Origin of the sequence: Syntrophomonas zehnderi OL-4 (assembly GCF_000983115.1) — a bacterium.
In the GTDB taxonomy this organism is placed as follows: domain Bacteria; phylum Bacillota; class Syntrophomonadia; order Syntrophomonadales; family Syntrophomonadaceae; genus Syntrophomonas_B; species Syntrophomonas_B zehnderi.
In genome coordinates, this window is sequence record NZ_CGIH01000049.1 from 24,296 (window position 1) to 41,789 (window position 17,494).

A 17,494-nucleotide genomic window follows, 5' to 3' on the forward strand; every position below is an offset into this window, starting at 1 on the left:
TCATGGTATCATAATTTTTCTAAGCGGAGGTTTAAAAAATGAAACACTACAATATCCCCATTTTTATCCCTCACCTGGGCTGCCCCTATGATTGCATATATTGTGACCAGAAGAAAATAGCAGCCCAGGCGCAGATACCCACCGATGATGCGATAATCAGTACTATTAAGCAGTACTTAAGCACCATACCACCCACTGCGGAAGTCGAACTGGCCTTTTTTGGCGGCAGCTTTACGGCCATTCCTATCCCCGAACAGGAAGCATTTTTAAAGCTAATCCAGCCTTATCTGGAGTCAGGCAGAATCCAGGGAATTAGAATTTCTACCCGTCCGGATTGTATAGATGCGGATGGACTTGACCTGCTCAAAGGGTATGGGGTTAAAACCATTGAGCTGGGGGTTCAGTCACTTGATGATGAAGTATTACAGCTATCATCCCGCAGATACAAGGCTCAGGATGTGCGCGTGAGCTCAGCTCTGATTCAGGAAAAAGGTTTTAAACTGGGCATCCAACTGATGATAGGGCTTCCCGGGGATACTTATGAGCGGGATATAAAGACGGTTAAAGAAACGATAGAAATGGCTCCGCAGATGGTTAGAATCTATCCCACCCTGGTGATTGCAGGTACCCAATTAGATAAAATGTGGCAAGAAGGAAAATATCAGGCATTGTCACTGGAAGAGGCTATTGCTGTATGTAAAGATATGCGGCTGCTGTTTTCAGCAGCATCTATCCCCATCATTCGCATGGGCCTCTATCCAGATGAAGAACTGCGCGGCAGCGGAGTCATTAAAGCCGGACCTTTTCATCCAGCTTTTGGCGAACTGGTGGAACAAGCCATTTTTAGAGATCAAGCCGAATCAGCCCTCCGTCAGCATATTAATCGCTATGGTTCGGCCGAAAGATTGTATATTAATATAAACGAGCGCGACCTCTCTAAATTATTAGGCAGAAAAAGATCTAACCTTAATTACCTAAAAGAGCTTTTTGCCTTAAAAGAATTGCAGGTTAGAATGCATCCAGCCCAGGAAAGAAATTGGATCGACATAAGCCGGGAGGAGACTAATTAACGGCCGCAGGGACGGAAAATTTTGCCGGTTAATACCGGCCGGAACCAGCGTCTCTGCGGCTGTCAGAAATCTTTTTAGCTTATTTTATTGGTGCGCCGCCAAATCTTACGTTCTTGGGCGGCTTTAATGAGCTCATCCCTGAAGTCAGGATGGGCGATGGATATAATTTTTTCAGCCCTTGCCCAGGTGGAGGTACCCTTTAAAGATACCCAGCCGTATTCTGTAACGATATAGTTTACCATTTGGCGGGTTACGGTAGTAATAGAACCGGTATCAAAAGCAGGCACGATCCTGGAGACCAGGGTGCCATCCTTGCGGGTATGGGTGGAAGGCAGACAAATAAAACTGCGTCCCCCTCTAGACCAGTAAGCCCCATTAACAAAATCAGACAACCCACCGTTGCCGGAAATCTGTCTAAAGCCAGAGCTCTCTGCATTGACAGAGCTATACAGATCTACCTGCAGTGCCTGATTAATCGAAATCAGGTTATCGATGCTGGTAAGCCGAGCCGGATGGTTGACATATCCAACATTGCATGAAGCCAGGGCAGGATTATGATCTATCCAATCAAAAAGTTGCTTGCTGCCCAGAGTGAAAGTATAATTGATTTTACCAGGGTCGATGGATTTGCGCATGCCGGTCATTTTACCGGATTCCCACATCTCCATATAGGCATCCACCAGCATTTCCGTCCAGCCGCCCAGATCCTTAAGGTCTGTTTCATTAATCATTTTTCCTAATATATTGGGCATAGCTCCGATTCCTAATTGAATACACTGACCGTCCCGCAGATGCTCGAGGACATGCCCGGCAATTTTACGATCGGTATCAGAAACAGGAATTTCTGGTAAATGGGTTAGTTCCGGGTTGTCACCTTCGATTATATAATCTACCTGTGAAATATGCAGGCTTTCGTTGCATCCACCTAACGCAACCGGAAGGTTCTCGTTTATTTCCACGATAGTGTTATAGGCACTAAGTACCTGGGCAAAGGAAGTAGAGTTATGTACGCCCCAGTTAAAATATCCGTTCTTATCCATAGGTGTTACCTGTACGACAAATACCTTGCGTCGGCTGGTACCTACGTTAGGAGGATCTTCATAACCGTCTGCAAAGTATTTTTCGGATTCACCGTAAGCCACTGGGTGGTAGAATACCCCCTGACACTGTTCCTGCATCATTCTGCTGACAATGCTGAAATGCAAGTCCATATAGGTGAATACCTCTCCCTGTGGATCACGGGTTACTACTTCCGGCAGAGGTGGAACGGTGGTGGAAGCCATGATCTTCACATCTTCCAGTTCATCTTTGCGTGCTGCCAAGGCTCGGTCGAAGGCCACCGGTTTGCCGTTAAACATTCCGTAGTCCACCCAGTCACCTGACTCCACAATTTTAGCCGCTTCTTCAGCGGTACGAAGTTTGTCCTTATACATCGCTAAAAAATCCCTCGCCATAAATTATCGCCCCCCAAATTTGTTAATAATTACAATTATATTATAAAGGAAGAAATATAAAATAATTAGCAAATTATGGGATAATTTTGTTAATATAAACAATTCAGATAATTAGAGATTAGAATTTACAATAACGAAAAGAAAGGTCTAAAGTGTCGAGGGGACGGTTCTCTTGACACCCTCCACACCGATACCCTTAATGAATCGGGGTTTGTCGAGGATACTATGGAAGCCATCAAAGGCCGAACTATCCATACCTTTCACACGGAAGGGGCCGGAGGCGGGCACGCGCCGGATATTATCCGCATGGCCTCCCTGCTTAACGTTTTGCCCTCTTCCACCACCCCCACCATGCCCTTTACTGTGAACACCGTAGATGAACACCTGGATATGTTGATGGTCTGCCATCACCTGGACAAACGGCTACCGGAGGACGTAGCCTTTGCCGCTTCCCGCATAAGGCCAGGAACCATCGCTGCGGAAGACATCCTGCACGATATGGGCGTGTTCAGCATGATGAACTCCGACTCCCAGGCCATGGGCCGGGCGGGTGAAGTTATCATCCGTACCTGGCAGACGGCGGACAAGATGAAGAAACAAAGGGGATTTCTGCCTCAAGACAGTTCCCGCAATGATAATTTTCGGGTCAAAAGGTATCTGGCCAAGTATACTATCAACTCGGCCATAACCCATGGCATCTCCTCCTACGTGGGCTCCCTGGAAGCCGGAAAGATGGCGGACATAATCTTGTGGCAGCCAGCCTTATTCGGAGTCAAACCGGAGATGATCATCAAAGGAGGTTTTATTATTGCCAGCAAAATGGGCGATGCCAATGCCTCTATACCCACTCCTCAGCCGATCCTATATCGCCATATGTTCGGAGCCTACGGGCAGGCCAAGTATTCCAGCTGCTTTACTTTCGTATCTAAATCTTCTTTGGAAAAAGGCTTATTGGAAAAGTTGCGCTTGCAAAAGCAGCTGGCTCCCGTTTCCGGATGCCGGGCCATATCCAAAAAAGATATGGTTTTCAATGATGCCACCCCGCGGCTGGAAGTCGATCCCGAAACCTACGAAGTACGAATGGATGGAGAGCATATAAGCTGTACTCCTTGTGCGGTTCTTCCCCTGGCGCAGCGCTATTTTCTCTTTTAATTTAATGATAAGCAAAACATATAAATTCGGCATGGTAGCAAAAATCCTGGGTAATGGAGGCGATTGTTTAGAAAAGACGCTATCAGCTATGAAGAAAATAATCTACAACCCAGTTTTGCCCGATAGGTAAGGGATATGTATATTCACTGCCCGGAGAAATCAAGCGCCGGGCAGTGAAAAAGCATAGTTGGATATAAAACTAGGCTAGCATCTCTATCAGGTCTTCAATCCGGGTCCGCAGTGCTTCACTGTCCTGCTGGCTGTAATCGCTTTCGATATGCAAGGGGAGGCCTTTATTCTGCAACAGCTCTTTCACCAGATAGCTTTTAGGATAGGAATTTGCTTTTTTCAGATCAGTATAGCACAAGATGGAAAATAATGGTTATACATACTCGATCCAAGAAATTGGGTCGAAATTTCGTGATATTGAGGAATGTGCGACCGGTGAGGGAAGGGTATCTAACCGTGATAATAATCAACATAGCATCAACCTGATTTACCTAAAGCTCAGCCGGTATAACCCGATTCCTAAACTCTTTGAACCTTCCGGCACGCAAATTCTATGTCTGGGAAAGAAATGGGCGGCGGATCATGGTTTTTCGTCACCCCCAGATTCAGATGCACTAGTATCTTCTTGATGACAGCTTGGTCTTCGATAATGGATATGATACGCATTCGCCCACAGCATTTTGGACAAAGCAACGGATCACCCTGCGGGCACTACTGATGTTCCCTTTGGTCACCTTAATGTCGCGGTATAATAAACCTTTTGAATCAAACGAGCCCAAATCCTGCGTAGTTCCTTTTTTGTAATATCGGAATCAACCGGCACCGGCGTTTTAATATCAATATCAGTTTTTGTGCGCATTCCCCGTGACTTGTTGGAATAGTATCCGTAATACCTGACTATCTGTTCCCCTTTATTGGGAATATGGGTGACAAGTCTGGCCAGCCAGTCTAACGCAGTAAAGCTTTCCCGAACACTGCTGTTTTTCCCTTTGTAGATTACACGGGCTAGGCCGTCGGGTACTGCGGATGACGGTATATAGAACAGTCTTTCCTGCGAGAGGGGGGCTCTTATAATATATTGGGCCAGTTTCTCCAGCCCTCCCCGCTCCTCGGTCTGATGGCGATTCCACAATATATATTGAAGCCGCTGTGATGCCAGTTCATCATATTCTCAATAATATTGTTGTTTATTTTCCCCGCCTTTTCCGACGTCCATGGATGGACTAGTGCAGCGGTGCCACGGATGGCAAAGAGCTGCCAGCATTCTGAATACTTCCAGGCGAAACAAGTCTATGAGGCTTGAAGCATCCGGTGCAGTCCCTATCATAAATTCTCTATCCCCGGCAAAACATCCGTCTGTTGCTATGATGTGCAGGTGCGGGTTGAAGTTTAAAAAATCCCATACGCCCGCCAGTTCTTCAAAATGTGCTTCTACACACCGGTAATACTGGTTTTTACGAGGGGTTTCCGAAGCCTTAGTTTTTTATCGGGTAAACTTGAGCTATAATAAGTTTAGATTGGCTTAGGCAGCGAAGGGTGTTCATGTCCTTTACTGCCTAAGCGTGGTTTTTCGGACTTCGCCGGCTAGCTTGCATTCAATCTAAGCGTTGCCGGGGCGATGGAATAATACTGGATAAGGGTAAAGGGTATGAAGATAGTTAAACCATCCAGAACATTAGATAAGTATGTAAATGCATACTATATTAATGATGGAAGCAAAGGAGCCTCTAATCCAAGGCGATTTTTCGCCGGGTCTGAAAGCTATTTAAAATTCACTGGAAGTAAAGGAATCCTTTCCGGTCAGACTACTTTGCCCATAGACCTAAATAATCCTGCCGCCGGCTTAGGAGTAGCAATTTCCTTAAAACCAGGAGTTATTTTTGATGTTTTTAATATTCCTTCCAATCATCTGACCAATGAAACAATCGACCTTGAACTCATATCAGGCAGCTCTTATCAAAACATGCTTGAGCAGATATTTAAAAACTTCTCGATATCAAACTGTGTCCAGGCAATAGAATCCTTTTTGACTTCAATCCTCGATGAAAGGATTGAATATAGAAGGAAAAAGACGATCGAGCTGGAGAAACTGCTCATAAACCCTGCCTTTTCAGTTTCTGATATTGCCAGAACGGTTGGTTATAGCAATAGAAATTTGCAGAGAATGGTCAATATGAATTTTGGCATGAATACAAGCACGTTCAGACGTGTTCATAGATTTGAAGGAGCCATGCAAATCATAAGCAATAAGGCAGGCGGGATACCCTGGCAGGATATTATTTTTAGGTGCCATTATAGTGATCAGTCTCATTTCATAAGAGACTTCAAAGCGTTTACAGGATATACTCCCGCTGAATACTTGGCAGGCAATCCGTCCGATTCATTCAATCAATTCACCGGTGCTTCCCTGTATAATCAAAATAAATAAAAATACAGGGGGCAGTTATTATGAATAAGCATAGTGAATGGGTTTCCAAGGAAAGCAACCAGTTAATCTTAAGTAGTTTGAAAAATACCGTCCTAGAATACCTTGCCGGGAAAAATGAGCCAGGCGATCCGGAACTAATCAGCCAGGCCTTCCACACTGAATACAACAGATTATTGTCGGAAAACAGAAACTGGGTTGAAGATGAACAAAGTGAGTTTCATCTCCATTTTATGGCTTTGCTCCTGGCGGGTTATAAAGAAATATTGAAAGTCAGCACACAGGAGGAAGCCTTGGCTGTCCTGAAGAAAGCCGCGATTGATTCGGTTAAAGATGACATCCAACAAGGTGTCAGATATGCACTGGACTATGCCAATGATCCTATGCGTGTGCTGGTTGAGGCCTCAAAAGAACGCGAGGAGATGTTTTTTGGCAGAACATTTACCTTTGCCAGAATTTGCGACGATGAGGAAAGGTACCATCTTCATGTGCAAAAATGTTTCTATCACCGATTTGCGGTTTACCATAGTGTTACCGAGCTCATGAATATTCTTTGTGAATGGGACTGGATATGGGCTGGGGCAATTGATCCGGAAAGGCACGGATTCAGATTCAGCTTACCCACTACCTTGGGATATGGAAATGACGTATGCAGGTTTTATTTTGAAAGGGCCGGTGATTGTCAATGTGGAATGGATCTGCCTTCTGAGCAGGAATAATCCTCTGAGCAGGAATAATCATAAGGAGGAAGGCAATTTTGAAATTCATAATCATCGGTTCAGGCGGGTGTGTAAGTATCCCCAGACCCACCTGTTAATGCCGTATATAAAATTTATATTCAAACGATTGAACGGGAAATTGTAATAGCTCAAAATACAGTCACGATATTGTGCATTTTGTTTTCCCATAGCTCATTCTTGTTTTGCAGATGCCCACATAACTTTGTTTCCGGCACTCCTGATACTTCTAGTGGTAAAGGGGTAGCCAAAAACACACCAATCAATACGGACCTGGCCGGAAACCGGGTGGCCATAGCCATTGCCAGCAACTGGGTTTTATTTGCGGAGACAGCTTTGAAGAGTATGTACTAGACGAGATCAGTGTAAGTGGTCTAGATAATTATGTAACAAAAATTATGATACAGGTAGAAAGACGAAAAATACTTTGAAGTATGACTGCATCCTTAGCCTACCTGAAAAAGCAGGGACATAAACTGGCCATGGTCAACCCGTTTCACGGCGGGATACCCTTTCCCCCAGTTGCACATTCCGCAATATCATAAGGGCCCCGACCCCATTTACCTTATCAAGTATGTATAACCATTATTTTCCATCTCATGGTATACTGATCTGGAAAAAGCAAATTCCTATCCAAAATTTATCTCGTTAAAATTTGTGCATAATAGTTCTTAGGTGTAGTGTTATCCTTATTCAAACTCTTTAAGATTGGGCCATTTGGAGAAGGCAAAATAGAACAATAGTATTAAATTTATCGGTGGTATTCCCATTAGCAAAGTTAACCAAGGAGTAAATCCGGTAAAATAAAACTATCATTTATGATAGTTTTATCGTTATTAGTGGTTTTATCTTTATCTAATTGAGACTTTTGCATAATTCAAAAAATAACTAAGGATGCTTTGGAAAGCACAATATATAGCACTCTCATATTCCTGAGGCTACTATATATTGATCGCCTTTTTGGAAAGAATTAATTATGCAAAAGTCTCAATTAGGTAATGGCAGGATTTTCGGTCTTGGCAGTTAAAATATACAAAGGGGATTACTATACATAACTGGAGGGTAGGCCTTGTACCTAAAACGCTTGGATATTAAAGGGTTTAAGTCTTTTGCTAATGAGACGGAAATTATTCTGGAGCCTGGCATTAATATTATTGTGGGGCCAAACGGATGCGGAAAAAGCAATATTGCTGATGCTGTTCGCTGGGTTCTGGGTGAAGGTAACGTGCGCCAACTGCGGGGTCAAAAAAACGAAGATATAATATTTAACGGTACTGATAAACAGAAGCCGCAGGGAATGGCTATGGTCGATATGACTATCGACAATTCGGATCATATGCTCCCGGTCGAGTATGGGGAAATAACCGTAGGCCGGAAGTTGTTCCGCAGCGGGGAAAGTGAATATTTGCTCAACAAATCACGGGTGCGCATGAAAGATATTGTTAATCTTTTTACTGGAACAGGTTTAGGCAAAAGGGGTTACTCCATCATCGGTCAGGGCGAATTGGAACAGGTATTGAACGGACAAGCCTTTGACCGGCGTTTGATACTGGAGGAAGCATCAGGGAGCATCAGATTCCGGCAGCAAAGAGATGAAGTGAAGCAAAGGATTGCGGCTACGACTCAGGATCTGCAGAGACTGGCAGATATCATTGGCGAGCTGGAGATTCGTATTGTTGAATTAGAACATAAATCTGCCAAAGCCCAAAGCTATCTAAAAATCTGGGAGGAATACTGCCTGGCGGACAAGGAGTTTATGGGTCAGGAGATTAAAAAAATAAGACAAAACCTGGGTATAAAAAAGGAGGAACTGACTAAAAAAACCGCCCACCAGAACACGTTGTCGGGTGACCTGGAAAAATTACAGAAAGAACTTCAAGAGGCGGAACTTTTATTGGAAGAACACCGCAATACTTTGACCGCGCTGGCTGAGCAAAAGCACCAGTTAGAGGCCGAACTGAGCCGCCTGGAATCAGAAGCCAAGTTAGGACAGGAGAGAATACACAACTACTCCGAAAGAATGTTGATCGCCACCCAGGATGAACAAAAATACCAGCAATTGCTCCTGGCATTAAACCAGGATCTGGATAAACAGATTGATGATTATAACAACGAAAGAGAAAAATGGCAGGAACGCCAAGCTGAGCTGGAAGAACTCAACCGTGAGATCCTTGAATTAGAGTCAGCCATCCAGGGCCAGGCAGATTTATTTGAACTGCAGCGGGAGCAAATGTTTGAACGAGCCAAGCGGGAAAGTGAACTAAAAAATAATATATCAGACCAGGAAGAGAAGATAAAAAAAGCCCGCGAAAAAAAAGAACGGCTACAGATGCGGCTGGAGGATAATCAGGCTAAACAGGACTCTGAACAGAAAAAACAGCAAGCCCTGATCGAACAAAGGCAAAAACGCCTTAACCAGCAGGAGCAAATACAGGTTCAGCTAGACAGCTTGACGAGTCAGCAAGCAAAGCTTAATGACGAATTTACTCAGCTGGAAAAAGAACATCAGGAGATTAGCCATAGCATTATAAGTGTTGAAAACAAACTGTTGGGGCTTGAGGATCTTAAACGGAAATATGCAGGATATTCCGAGGGCGTTAGGGCTGTTTTGCAGGCTCATTCCCAGGGAGAGAGAAGCTTAAGAGGAATAAAAGGATTGATGGCGGATATAATTAATGTCCCTTCAGGTATGGAGATGGCCATTGAAACAGCAGCCGGCAAAGGGCTGGAAAACATCGTGGTAGCTAAAGCAGAAGACGCCAGGGAAGCCATAGCTTTTTTAAAAAGACAACGCTTGGGGCGGGTAACCTTTTTGCCCCTGGATGTTTTAAGGGTACAAGCATTTAATCCCCGGGTTTTAGAGGAACTCAATCGCCGGGAAGGGGTATTGGGATTAGCCTCCCAGCTAGTTAAGTATGATCCGCAGTATAAAAAGGCGGTCGATTATCTTCTGGGCAGGGTGCTGCTGGTCAGCGATCTGGACTGTGGCTTGCAGGTGTTTAAAAACAGCCAACCTTCCTTGCGGATTGTAAGCCTGGAGGGTGATTTAATAAATGTGAGTGGTGCCATGACCGGGGGTTCTGCGGCCCGCCACTCCAACAGCCCAATGATGCGTAAAGGGGAGGAAAAGAGTCTTAACCGGCAGCTTGAACAGCTTTTAAGCCAACGTAACTCCAATTACCAGCTCCAAGAACAGATGTCCGAGCAGATTAGGAAGCTGGATGAGGAATTATTAAAGTACAAGAACATTATGGCGGAAAATGATTTTCAAATCCAGTTAATTACGAACGAGCTTAATACGGTTAATAGCCATCTGGAACAGATGGTAAATGAAAATCAAAATAACCTAAAGGAAATTAAGACCCTGCAAATATATGCTCAGGACTTGCAAGAAGAATTGCTGCGGTTTAAACAGGATTATAGCTTAATGTGTACCGACAATGCCAGTTTTGCTGAACAGACAGAAGCCATGAAAGACACCCTGCAAAACGAACGGCGTGATTTTGAAATCAGAAGAGAACGCTCTCTCTCCCGCCAGGATCAATTAAATATGAAAAAAAGGGAACTGGAGAAACTGGAAAAGAACCTGGCACAGTTTCAGGAGGTTCAGCAATCTTACCAGCAGTCTATTGAAGAAGCTCATAAACTCAAAGAGCACCTAATTGCAGAGAGTCGCAAACAGGTAGAAAATCTTGATTTAAACCAGGAACAGTTGCATAACCAAACCGAAGCCTTAAAGCAGTTAAAAATGATAATCATAAGCCATCAGGAAAAACTTCAGTTAGAAGGAGAAGAAAAAGAACAGCTACGACAAAGGCTCAAACCGATGTTAGACGAAAAAGCCGCCCTTGAAGGAGAGATACGTTCTCTGGAAATGCAGATGGTGCGCCTGGAATCAGAACTAAAAGCCGTTCAAGAAAAATGGCAGGAAAAATACCAGTCGGAATCCCCTGACATCTGTGCAAAAGATTTGAGCCCTGTAGAAATGCGAGAACTCAAGCGTGAGATCGAATCCCTGAAAGATAGAATTGATGCCATAGGCCCGGTTGATATAGAATCAATTCAGGAATATGCTGAGTTAAAAGAACGCTATGATTTTCTCCGCCAGCAAAGTGATGATTTAATTGAAGCCCGGCAGTCTTTGGAAAAGCTGCTTACTGAGACTGAAAAGGCCATGGCCAAAAATTTCAGCCAATTTATGCTTTTAGCCAACGAAAGCTTCAAAAGAACATTTACCGAAATATTTGGCGGTGGTGAAGCCAGTTTGGTTCTGGAAGAAGACAGCCATTACCTGTCGGCAGGAGTAGATATCGTACTCAAAATGCCAGGTAAGCGCAGTCAGCCCCTAAACTTATTATCAGGTGGGGAAAAGGCCTTGACCTGTATCGCATTTATCTTTGCATTGCTGCGATTGCGTCCGGTTCCTTTCTGTTTATTGGACGAAATTGATGCGGCCCTGGATGAAACCAATCTTATGCGTTTTACCCAATTTCTGAAAAATATGGCCGATGAAATACAGTTTATAGTCATTACCCATCGCCAGACAACGATTGAGGCGGGCAGCAACATCTATGGCGTAACCATGCCGCAACAAGGGATATCGTCGGTATTATCTATTAACGTTAGCGATAGTATTAGTATGGCGATATAATAAGAGAAGAAAAAGATTATTTTGACCTTGAAGTTTATGCATCGCGCTGATTTTTAAAAGCATTCTTTAATTGAGAAGCGTAACTACTTATGCAAAGCGGCGTCAAAGACCTTTGGCGGGGTTAGGGAGAATTACCCTAACGCCTCACTCCTTACTTTTCAAGAGTGGCTGTGGCTCCCGGCAACGGGGATATTTTAATTATAAAGGTGGTCATGATATGGCGTTTTTTGATAAATTCAAGAAAAAGAAGGAAACCCAGGAGGATTTTGAGCAGACCCATCCGGTAGAGGAAGCGTTGGAGGAGGAAAAAATTGAAGTTGAGGCAGACTGTGCTGAGCAAGATTCTGCTGAGAAGGAAAAAGATTTTACCGCGAAGCCCGAATCTGAATCGGAATTAGTATATATAGAAAAACCACCTGCTGGTTCGGAATCGGTCGGCGAGAAGGAAACGTCTGACGAAATAAAGCTGCCTTCTCCAGAAAAAAACAAAAAAGGTTTCCTGGAACGCTTTAAAGTAGGTTTAACCAGGACTCGCCAGAATATCGGGGGTAAGATCGATACCCTAATCAAAAGCACCCGTAAAATAGATGAAGACTTTTTTGAGGAACTGGAAGATATTCTTATCCAAGCTGATGTGGGTATGAATACGTCTATTGAACTTGTAGATAAAATACGTACGGCGGTTAAAAAGCAAAAAATCAACGATCCGGCTGAAGTGACGGATTTAATAAAAGAAGCTATCAGGGAGATACTGGATACTGAAGAAGTGCCCTTAAACATAGCCGATGAAAAACCTACCGTTATCCTGGTGGTAGGAGTTAATGGGGCTGGCAAGACAACCTCTATTGCTAAGCTGGCTAACCGGTTTAAAAAGCAAGATAAGCGCGTAATCCTGGCCGCAGGCGATACCTTTAGAGCCGCTGCCATTGATCAGTTGCAAATCTGGGCAGATCGGGTGGGGGTGGAGCTGGTTAAACACCAGGAAGGAGCCGACCCGGGGGCGGTAGTATTTGATGCTATTAGTGCCGCTAAGGCCCGTAAAGCTGATATACTGATTATTGATACGGCGGGCAGGCTGCAGAATAAAGCCAACCTGATGAAGGAAATCAGTAAAGTGAGAAAAGTCATTGAGAAAGAAATCCCCGCGGCTCCACATGAGGTTTTGTTGGTATTGGACGCCACTACCGGGCAAAACGCCATAAGTCAGGCCAAAATATTCAAAGAGGCTACCGGGGTAAGCGGTATCATCCTGACTAAGCTGGACGGAACCGCCAAGGGCGGAATCGTCATTGCCGTAGCCCGGGAATTGAGTATTCCCGTCAAAATGGTGGGGATAGGGGAAGGAATCGAAGATTTAAGAGAATTTTCCCCGAGTGTCTTTGCCCAGGCAATTTTCGAAAGTTAGCGACCCCAGACTCAAAGGGAACAATTTTACCACTGACCCGGCACGTGCAGAACTGAATGCCAGAGAGCACCGGCAGTTGCCGGGGGATATTTTTAAATTGTTATATAAAAAATGCAGGCCGCTGATTCTTTAAAATGATTAATAAATTGGAGGTTTTTAAATGCCAAGGATTGCTGTTATAGGCGGAACCGGGGTATATGATCCCGCATTACTGGATGAGGTTAAAAAGGTTACAGAAAAAACCAGATTTGGTGAGGTAGCGGTTATGGTGGGTAAATATCGGGGTGAGGAAATAGCTTTTATTCCCCGGCACGGAGCCGACCACAGTGTGGCTCCCCACCTAATTAATTATCGGGCCAATATTATGGCCCTAAAACAGCTGGGGGTTGATTGCATAATGGCTACGGCTGCGGTCGGGTCTCTGCTGCTGGACTATAAGCCAGGCGAATTTGTTCTGGCCGATCAGTTTCTGGATTTTACCAAGGTGCGCAAGCATACTTTTTATGAAGGCGGGGCAGATGGGGTAGTGCATTGTGATATGACCGTACCTTATTGTCCGGAACTCCGGCAGGCGATTATAAAAGCCGGGCAGGAAAAGGGTCTGACCATTCATAATGGCGGTACTTATGTATGCACGGAAGGGCCGCGCTTTGAAACGGGGGCGGAAATTAAGATGTTTCAACAATTAGGCGGCCATGTGATTGGCATGACCAGTGTGCCGGAAGTATGTTTAGCGCGTGAATTAGGTATCTGCTATGCCAACCTTTCCTTTGTCACCAATTATGCCGCCGGTATATCCCCGGGAATCCTTACCCATGCCGAAGTAGTGGAGATGATGCAGGGAAGTATTAACAATATCCGTTACTTGATAATGGAAAGCGTGGGATTAATAAAAGAAGCCAGATCCTGCGATTGCCGCCGGATACTACAGGAAAAGAGAATGAACCAATGATAGACGCCATATATTGGGAAAACGAAGCAGTCGTTATTCTGGATCAGAATAAACTGCCGGGCCGGGTAGAATATATCCGCTGTGAGGAACACCATGCCTTAGCCCACGCCATTAGAATTTTACAAGTACGCGGAGCCCCTTTGATTGGGGTAACGGCGGCTTACGGTCTGGCCCTGGCGGTAATTAAATACCGGGGTAGCCGCTCGGATTTAAAGGCATATTACGATGAAGCCGAACAACTCTTTGCCTCCACCCGGCCTACCGCAGTCAATCTTTTCTGGGCCATCACAAGGATGCGCGGCGTTTTTGACCGCTTGGCTGACCAAGATGTTGAACAGATCGGCGCGGCCCTGTTAAATGAAGCTCAGGCTATGTTTGTGGAGGATCAAAACATAAACATCAGCATAGGCAATTATGGTCAAACCCTGTTACCGAAAAATGCCCGGGTATTGACGATCTGCAATGCTGGGGCTCTGGCTACCTGCGGTTATGGGACTGCCTTGGGTGTAATCCGTTCTGCCCAGCAGCAGGGTAAGATCAGTCAGGTATGGGCCTGTGAGACCCGTCCGGTTTTGCAGGGAGCCAGGTTGACGGTGTGGGAGCTTATGCAGGATAATATTCCCGTTAAGCTTATTACGGACAGCATGGCCGCCTATGTGATGGGCCAAAAGGAGCTTGATGCAGTTATAGTCGGAGCTGACCGCATTGCCGCTAATGGGGATACGGCCAATAAAATTGGTACTTACGGGCTGGCGGTACTGGCCGCTTATCACCAGATTCCCTTTTATGTTGCCGCACCTATGTCAACGGTTGATCTTAGTATAAGCAGTGGCGAACAAATACCGATTGAGGAGCGCAACCATGACGAAGTTCGCAGGATGCGCGGGGAGTATATCACCGTACCTGAAGTAGAGGTTTTTAATCCCGCCTTTGATGTTACCCCGCAAGCCCTAATTAAAGCCATAATAACGGAAAAAGGAATAGTCACCCCGCCTTTTTTTACTAAATAAAACTAAAATCCAGGGTATAATAAACAAAACCCTTAATACGGCTTGAGAGAAGAGGAATGGAAATGAGATATTTGCAGGATAGAAAAGCAGTGCTGCGTACCGCCCGGGAAATATATGAACAAAAACTGGTTCCAGGTACCTGGGGCAACGTCAGTCAAAAAGTTAAAAATGAATCGTTTTTACTGATAACCCCCAGCGGTATGGATTATCGTTTGATGACGATCGAAGATATTATCCTTTTGGATATGGATGCAAATGTTATCGAAGGGGAACATAAGCCTTCCATTGAAACCCAGCTGCATATCCATATATATAAAAGCCGCCCTGACGTAAGGGGGGTTGTCCATGTGCACAGTACCTATGCCAGTGCTTTTGCGGTAGCCAACAAGAGCATACCGGTAATACTGGAGGAAACCGCTCAGGTAATAGGCCATCCGGTCGAAGTAGCTCCATATGCCCGCTGTGGCTCCCTGGATCTGGCCCATCAAGCTGTTCGCACCTTAGGGGATGGGCAAGCCGTGTTACTGGCTAATCACGGCTTGGTTGGAGTCGGGGTCGATGTTGAGCAGGCTTTAAATGTTTGCAATATCGCTGAAAAAACCGCCATGGTAAGTCTTTATGCCAACACCCTGGGTCAGGTAAAAGAACTGGGTCGGGAAGATATAGATATATTGCGGCAGGAATTTTCCTGTTATGGTCAATCATAGTTGTATTACTTTATTGTAGATTGACGGCCTAGCAACGGAGAACAAGCCATAATAAAGGAGGTACTGTTCTTGAGCATATTAATAAAAAATGCCAATATCATACCCATGACCGAGGCAAACAGCGTAATAGAAAAAGGCTATCTCGTAATTGAAGATGATCGGATTACGGCGGTCGGCAGTCAGGAACCGCCCACCGGCAACTATAACCAGATAATTGATGCTACAAATAATTTGGTGCTGCCTGGTTTTGTAAATGCCCATACCCATGCAGCTATGACCCTCTTAAGGGGCTATGCTGATGATCTGCCTCTGATGGAATGGCTGGAGACCAAGATATGGCCTCTGGAAGCCAAGCTGACCAAAGAAGACGTATATTGGGGTACTATGTTGGCGATTGTGGAGATGATAAAATCAGGTACCACCTGTTTTGCCGATATGTATTTTTTCATGGATCAGGCCGCTCAGGCCGTTGAGGATAGCGGGATCAGGGCTGTCTTATCGAGAGGCATGGTAGGGTTAGGGCCGGAAAACCAACAGGCTCTTAAGGAGAGCCGCGAGTTGGTGAGGGATTGGTCGGGAAAAGCCCAGGGCAGGATTACTTTTAAGCTGGGACCCCATGCCCCTTATACCTGCCCGCCCGATTATTTGCATAAGGTAATGGCATTGGCGGCGGAGCTGAATGTCGGTCTTAATATACATATAGCCGAAACTTTAACTGAATTTGAAGATATCAAGAGAATCTATGGGCGTACGCCGGTGGCGCATTTGGATCATCTGGGCCTTTTTGCTTATCCGACCGTAGGGGCTCACTGTGTGCATATTACTGAGGAGGAAATTCAAATTTTGGCTCAACATAAGGTGGGTGTTGTCCACAACCCGGAAAGCAATATGAAACTGGCCAGCGGTATTGCTCCGGTACCGGCCATGCTAAAGGCGGGTATCCCTGTCGCCCTGGGAACCGATGGAGCTTCCAGTAACAATAACCTGGATATGCTGCAGGAAATGCGCAGTTGCGCCCTGCTCCATAAGGTTAATTCCTGTGACCCCACGGTAATACCTGCCTATAAGGCCCTAGAAATGGCGACAGTAAACGGCGGTCAAGCCCTAGGGCTACCTGAAGTTGGAATTTTAAAGCCAGGGTTTAAGGCAGATCTTATCTTGGTCAGTCTGCAGGAAGCCCATATGATACCGCGCTATGATATTATTGCCAACCTGGTCTATGCCGGCCAGGCTGCAGATGTGCAGACAGTCATAATAAACGGACAGATAGTAATGGAAAACAGAATTATTAAAACCTTTGATGAAGAAAATGTCTTAACCCAGGCCAAACGTGCCGCCGAACGGCTGGTAAAACAGGTATAAAAAAGTCAGTGTCCAACAGCTAGGCGCAGTTTAAATTTTTACATCAGGAGGTGGGGACGCTGATTCCCGTGATTAGTTTTGTGGGCAGGCATAATTCCGGTAAAACCACATTACTATCCCAGGTTATTAATCATTTATCCCAACTGGGTTACAAAACGGCCGTAGTTAAACATGCCCCGCATACCTTAAATATTGAACCACGGAAAGACTCGGAAAGGCTTTATCAGGCAGGAGCGGATTTCGTTATGGCAAGTTCTCCTGAACTTGCCATAACATATTGCCGTCAGGAACAAGAACTTGATTTTAGTGAGATACTAAAGCAGATTCCAGAGGATATTGATTTAATTATTGTGGAGGGGTTTAAAAATGAACCGCTCGATAAAATTGAAGTACTGCGTCAGGAAATTGATCCGGTGCCCATGCTATTGCCAAAGACCCGGGCCTTGATAACTGATATTAATATGCCGGTTGATCTGCCCGTATTTAGCTTCAGCCAATGTGCAGAAATTACCGATTTTATTCTGCGATTTTTAAAGGTTGACCTACCTGGCTAACACATT

At 45.0% G+C, this 17,494-nt stretch carries 13 protein-coding genes and 1 pseudogene; 11 read left to right on the forward strand and 3 right to left on the reverse strand.

Annotated features, from left to right (window positions below):
* The first annotated feature begins 38 nt into the window (after positions 1–38).
* Positions 39–1,070 (forward strand): elongator complex protein 3, encoded by a 1,032-nt coding sequence (locus tag AAV90_RS12765; protein WP_046499811.1) that lies wholly within the window; start codon positions 39–41, stop codon positions 1,068–1,070.
* 74 nt (positions 1,071–1,144) lie between these two features.
* Here AAV90_RS12765 and AAV90_RS12770 read toward each other — a convergent pair whose 3' ends face one another.
* Positions 1,145–2,524, reverse strand: coding sequence for an acetyl-CoA hydrolase/transferase family protein (locus AAV90_RS12770; RefSeq protein ID WP_046499812.1), 1,380 nt, complete (start codon positions 2,522–2,524; stop codon positions 1,145–1,147).
* A gap of 180 nt (positions 2,525–2,704) precedes the next feature.
* Here AAV90_RS12770 and AAV90_RS12775 point away from each other — a divergent pair.
* Positions 2,705–3,676 (forward strand): annotated as a pseudogene (locus AAV90_RS12775) (urease subunit alpha); the annotation flags it as partial.
* Positions 3,677–3,875: 199 nt separating this feature from the next.
* On the opposite strand, the gene AAV90_RS15300 reads toward AAV90_RS12775, so the two are convergent.
* A complete protein-coding gene (locus AAV90_RS15300; protein ID WP_207642072.1) occupies positions 3,876–4,043 on the reverse strand; it encodes a 2-hydroxyacyl-CoA dehydratase in 168 nt (55 codons plus the stop codon).
* A gap of 372 nt (positions 4,044–4,415) precedes the next feature.
* A complete protein-coding gene (locus AAV90_RS14235; protein ID WP_052729790.1) occupies positions 4,416–4,817 on the reverse strand; it encodes a transposase in 402 nt (133 codons plus the stop codon).
* A 516-nt stretch (positions 4,818–5,333) separates the two neighbouring features.
* On the opposite strand from AAV90_RS14235, the gene AAV90_RS12785 reads away from it, so the two are divergent.
* The 9 genes from AAV90_RS12785 (at position 5,334) to mobB (ending at position 17,488) form a co-directional block, all read left to right on the forward strand.
* On the forward strand, positions 5,334–6,113 hold the full coding sequence (locus tag AAV90_RS12785) for a helix-turn-helix domain-containing protein (RefSeq protein WP_046499814.1): 780 nt from the start codon (positions 5,334–5,336) through the stop codon (positions 6,111–6,113).
* A 20-nt stretch (positions 6,114–6,133) separates the two neighbouring features.
* Entirely contained in the window at positions 6,134–6,829 is a 696-nt protein-coding gene (locus tag AAV90_RS12790; protein ID WP_052729791.1) for an L-2-amino-thiazoline-4-carboxylic acid hydrolase, read from the forward strand.
* Positions 6,830–7,916: 1,087 nt separating this feature from the next.
* Complete coding sequence (gene smc, locus AAV90_RS12795) at positions 7,917–11,498, forward strand: chromosome segregation protein SMC (protein WP_046499816.1); 3,582 nt, start codon at positions 7,917–7,919, stop codon at positions 11,496–11,498.
* Positions 11,499–11,715: 217 nt separating this feature from the next.
* Positions 11,716–12,903, forward strand: a complete 1,188-nt coding sequence (gene ftsY / locus AAV90_RS12800; RefSeq protein ID WP_076982660.1) for a signal recognition particle-docking protein FtsY — start codon at positions 11,716–11,718, stop codon at positions 12,901–12,903.
* 160 nt (positions 12,904–13,063) lie between these two features.
* A complete protein-coding gene (gene mtnP / locus AAV90_RS12805) occupies positions 13,064–13,855 on the forward strand; it encodes an S-methyl-5'-thioadenosine phosphorylase (protein WP_046499818.1) in 792 nt (263 codons plus the stop codon).
* A complete protein-coding gene (mtnA, locus tag AAV90_RS12810) occupies positions 13,855–14,865 on the forward strand; it encodes an S-methyl-5-thioribose-1-phosphate isomerase (protein ID WP_046499874.1) in 1,011 nt (336 codons plus the stop codon). Before mtnP ends, mtnA begins: the two co-directional genes overlap by 1 nt.
* A gap of 62 nt (positions 14,866–14,927) precedes the next feature.
* Complete coding sequence (locus AAV90_RS12815) at positions 14,928–15,572, forward strand: class II aldolase/adducin family protein (protein ID WP_242847568.1); 645 nt, start codon at positions 14,928–14,930, stop codon at positions 15,570–15,572.
* A gap of 69 nt (positions 15,573–15,641) precedes the next feature.
* On the forward strand, positions 15,642–16,934 hold the full coding sequence (locus AAV90_RS12820; protein WP_242847569.1) for an amidohydrolase: 1,293 nt from the start codon (positions 15,642–15,644) through the stop codon (positions 16,932–16,934).
* 50 nt (positions 16,935–16,984) lie between these two features.
* A complete protein-coding gene (gene mobB, locus AAV90_RS12825; RefSeq protein WP_084691603.1) occupies positions 16,985–17,488 on the forward strand; it encodes a molybdopterin-guanine dinucleotide biosynthesis protein B in 504 nt (167 codons plus the stop codon).
* Positions 17,489–17,494 lie beyond the last annotated feature (6 nt).

Coding starts and splice junctions, on each gene's coding strand:
- AAV90_RS12765 (WP_046499811.1), top strand. CDS start 39: ATGAAACACTACAATATCCCCATTTTTATCCCTCACCTGGGCTGCCCC.
- AAV90_RS12770 (WP_046499812.1), bottom strand. CDS start 2,524: ATGGCGAGGGATTTTTTAGCGATGTATAAGGACAAACTTCGTACCGCT.
- AAV90_RS12785 (WP_046499814.1), top strand. CDS start 5,334: ATGAAGATAGTTAAACCATCCAGAACATTAGATAAGTATGTAAATGCA.
- AAV90_RS12790 (WP_052729791.1), top strand. CDS start 6,134: ATGAATAAGCATAGTGAATGGGTTTCCAAGGAAAGCAACCAGTTAATC.
- ftsY (WP_076982660.1), top strand. CDS start 11,716: ATGGCGTTTTTTGATAAATTCAAGAAAAAGAAGGAAACCCAGGAGGAT.
- mtnP (WP_046499818.1), top strand. CDS start 13,064: ATGCCAAGGATTGCTGTTATAGGCGGAACCGGGGTATATGATCCCGCA.
- AAV90_RS12815 (WP_242847568.1), top strand. CDS start 14,928: ATGAGATATTTGCAGGATAGAAAAGCAGTGCTGCGTACCGCCCGGGAA.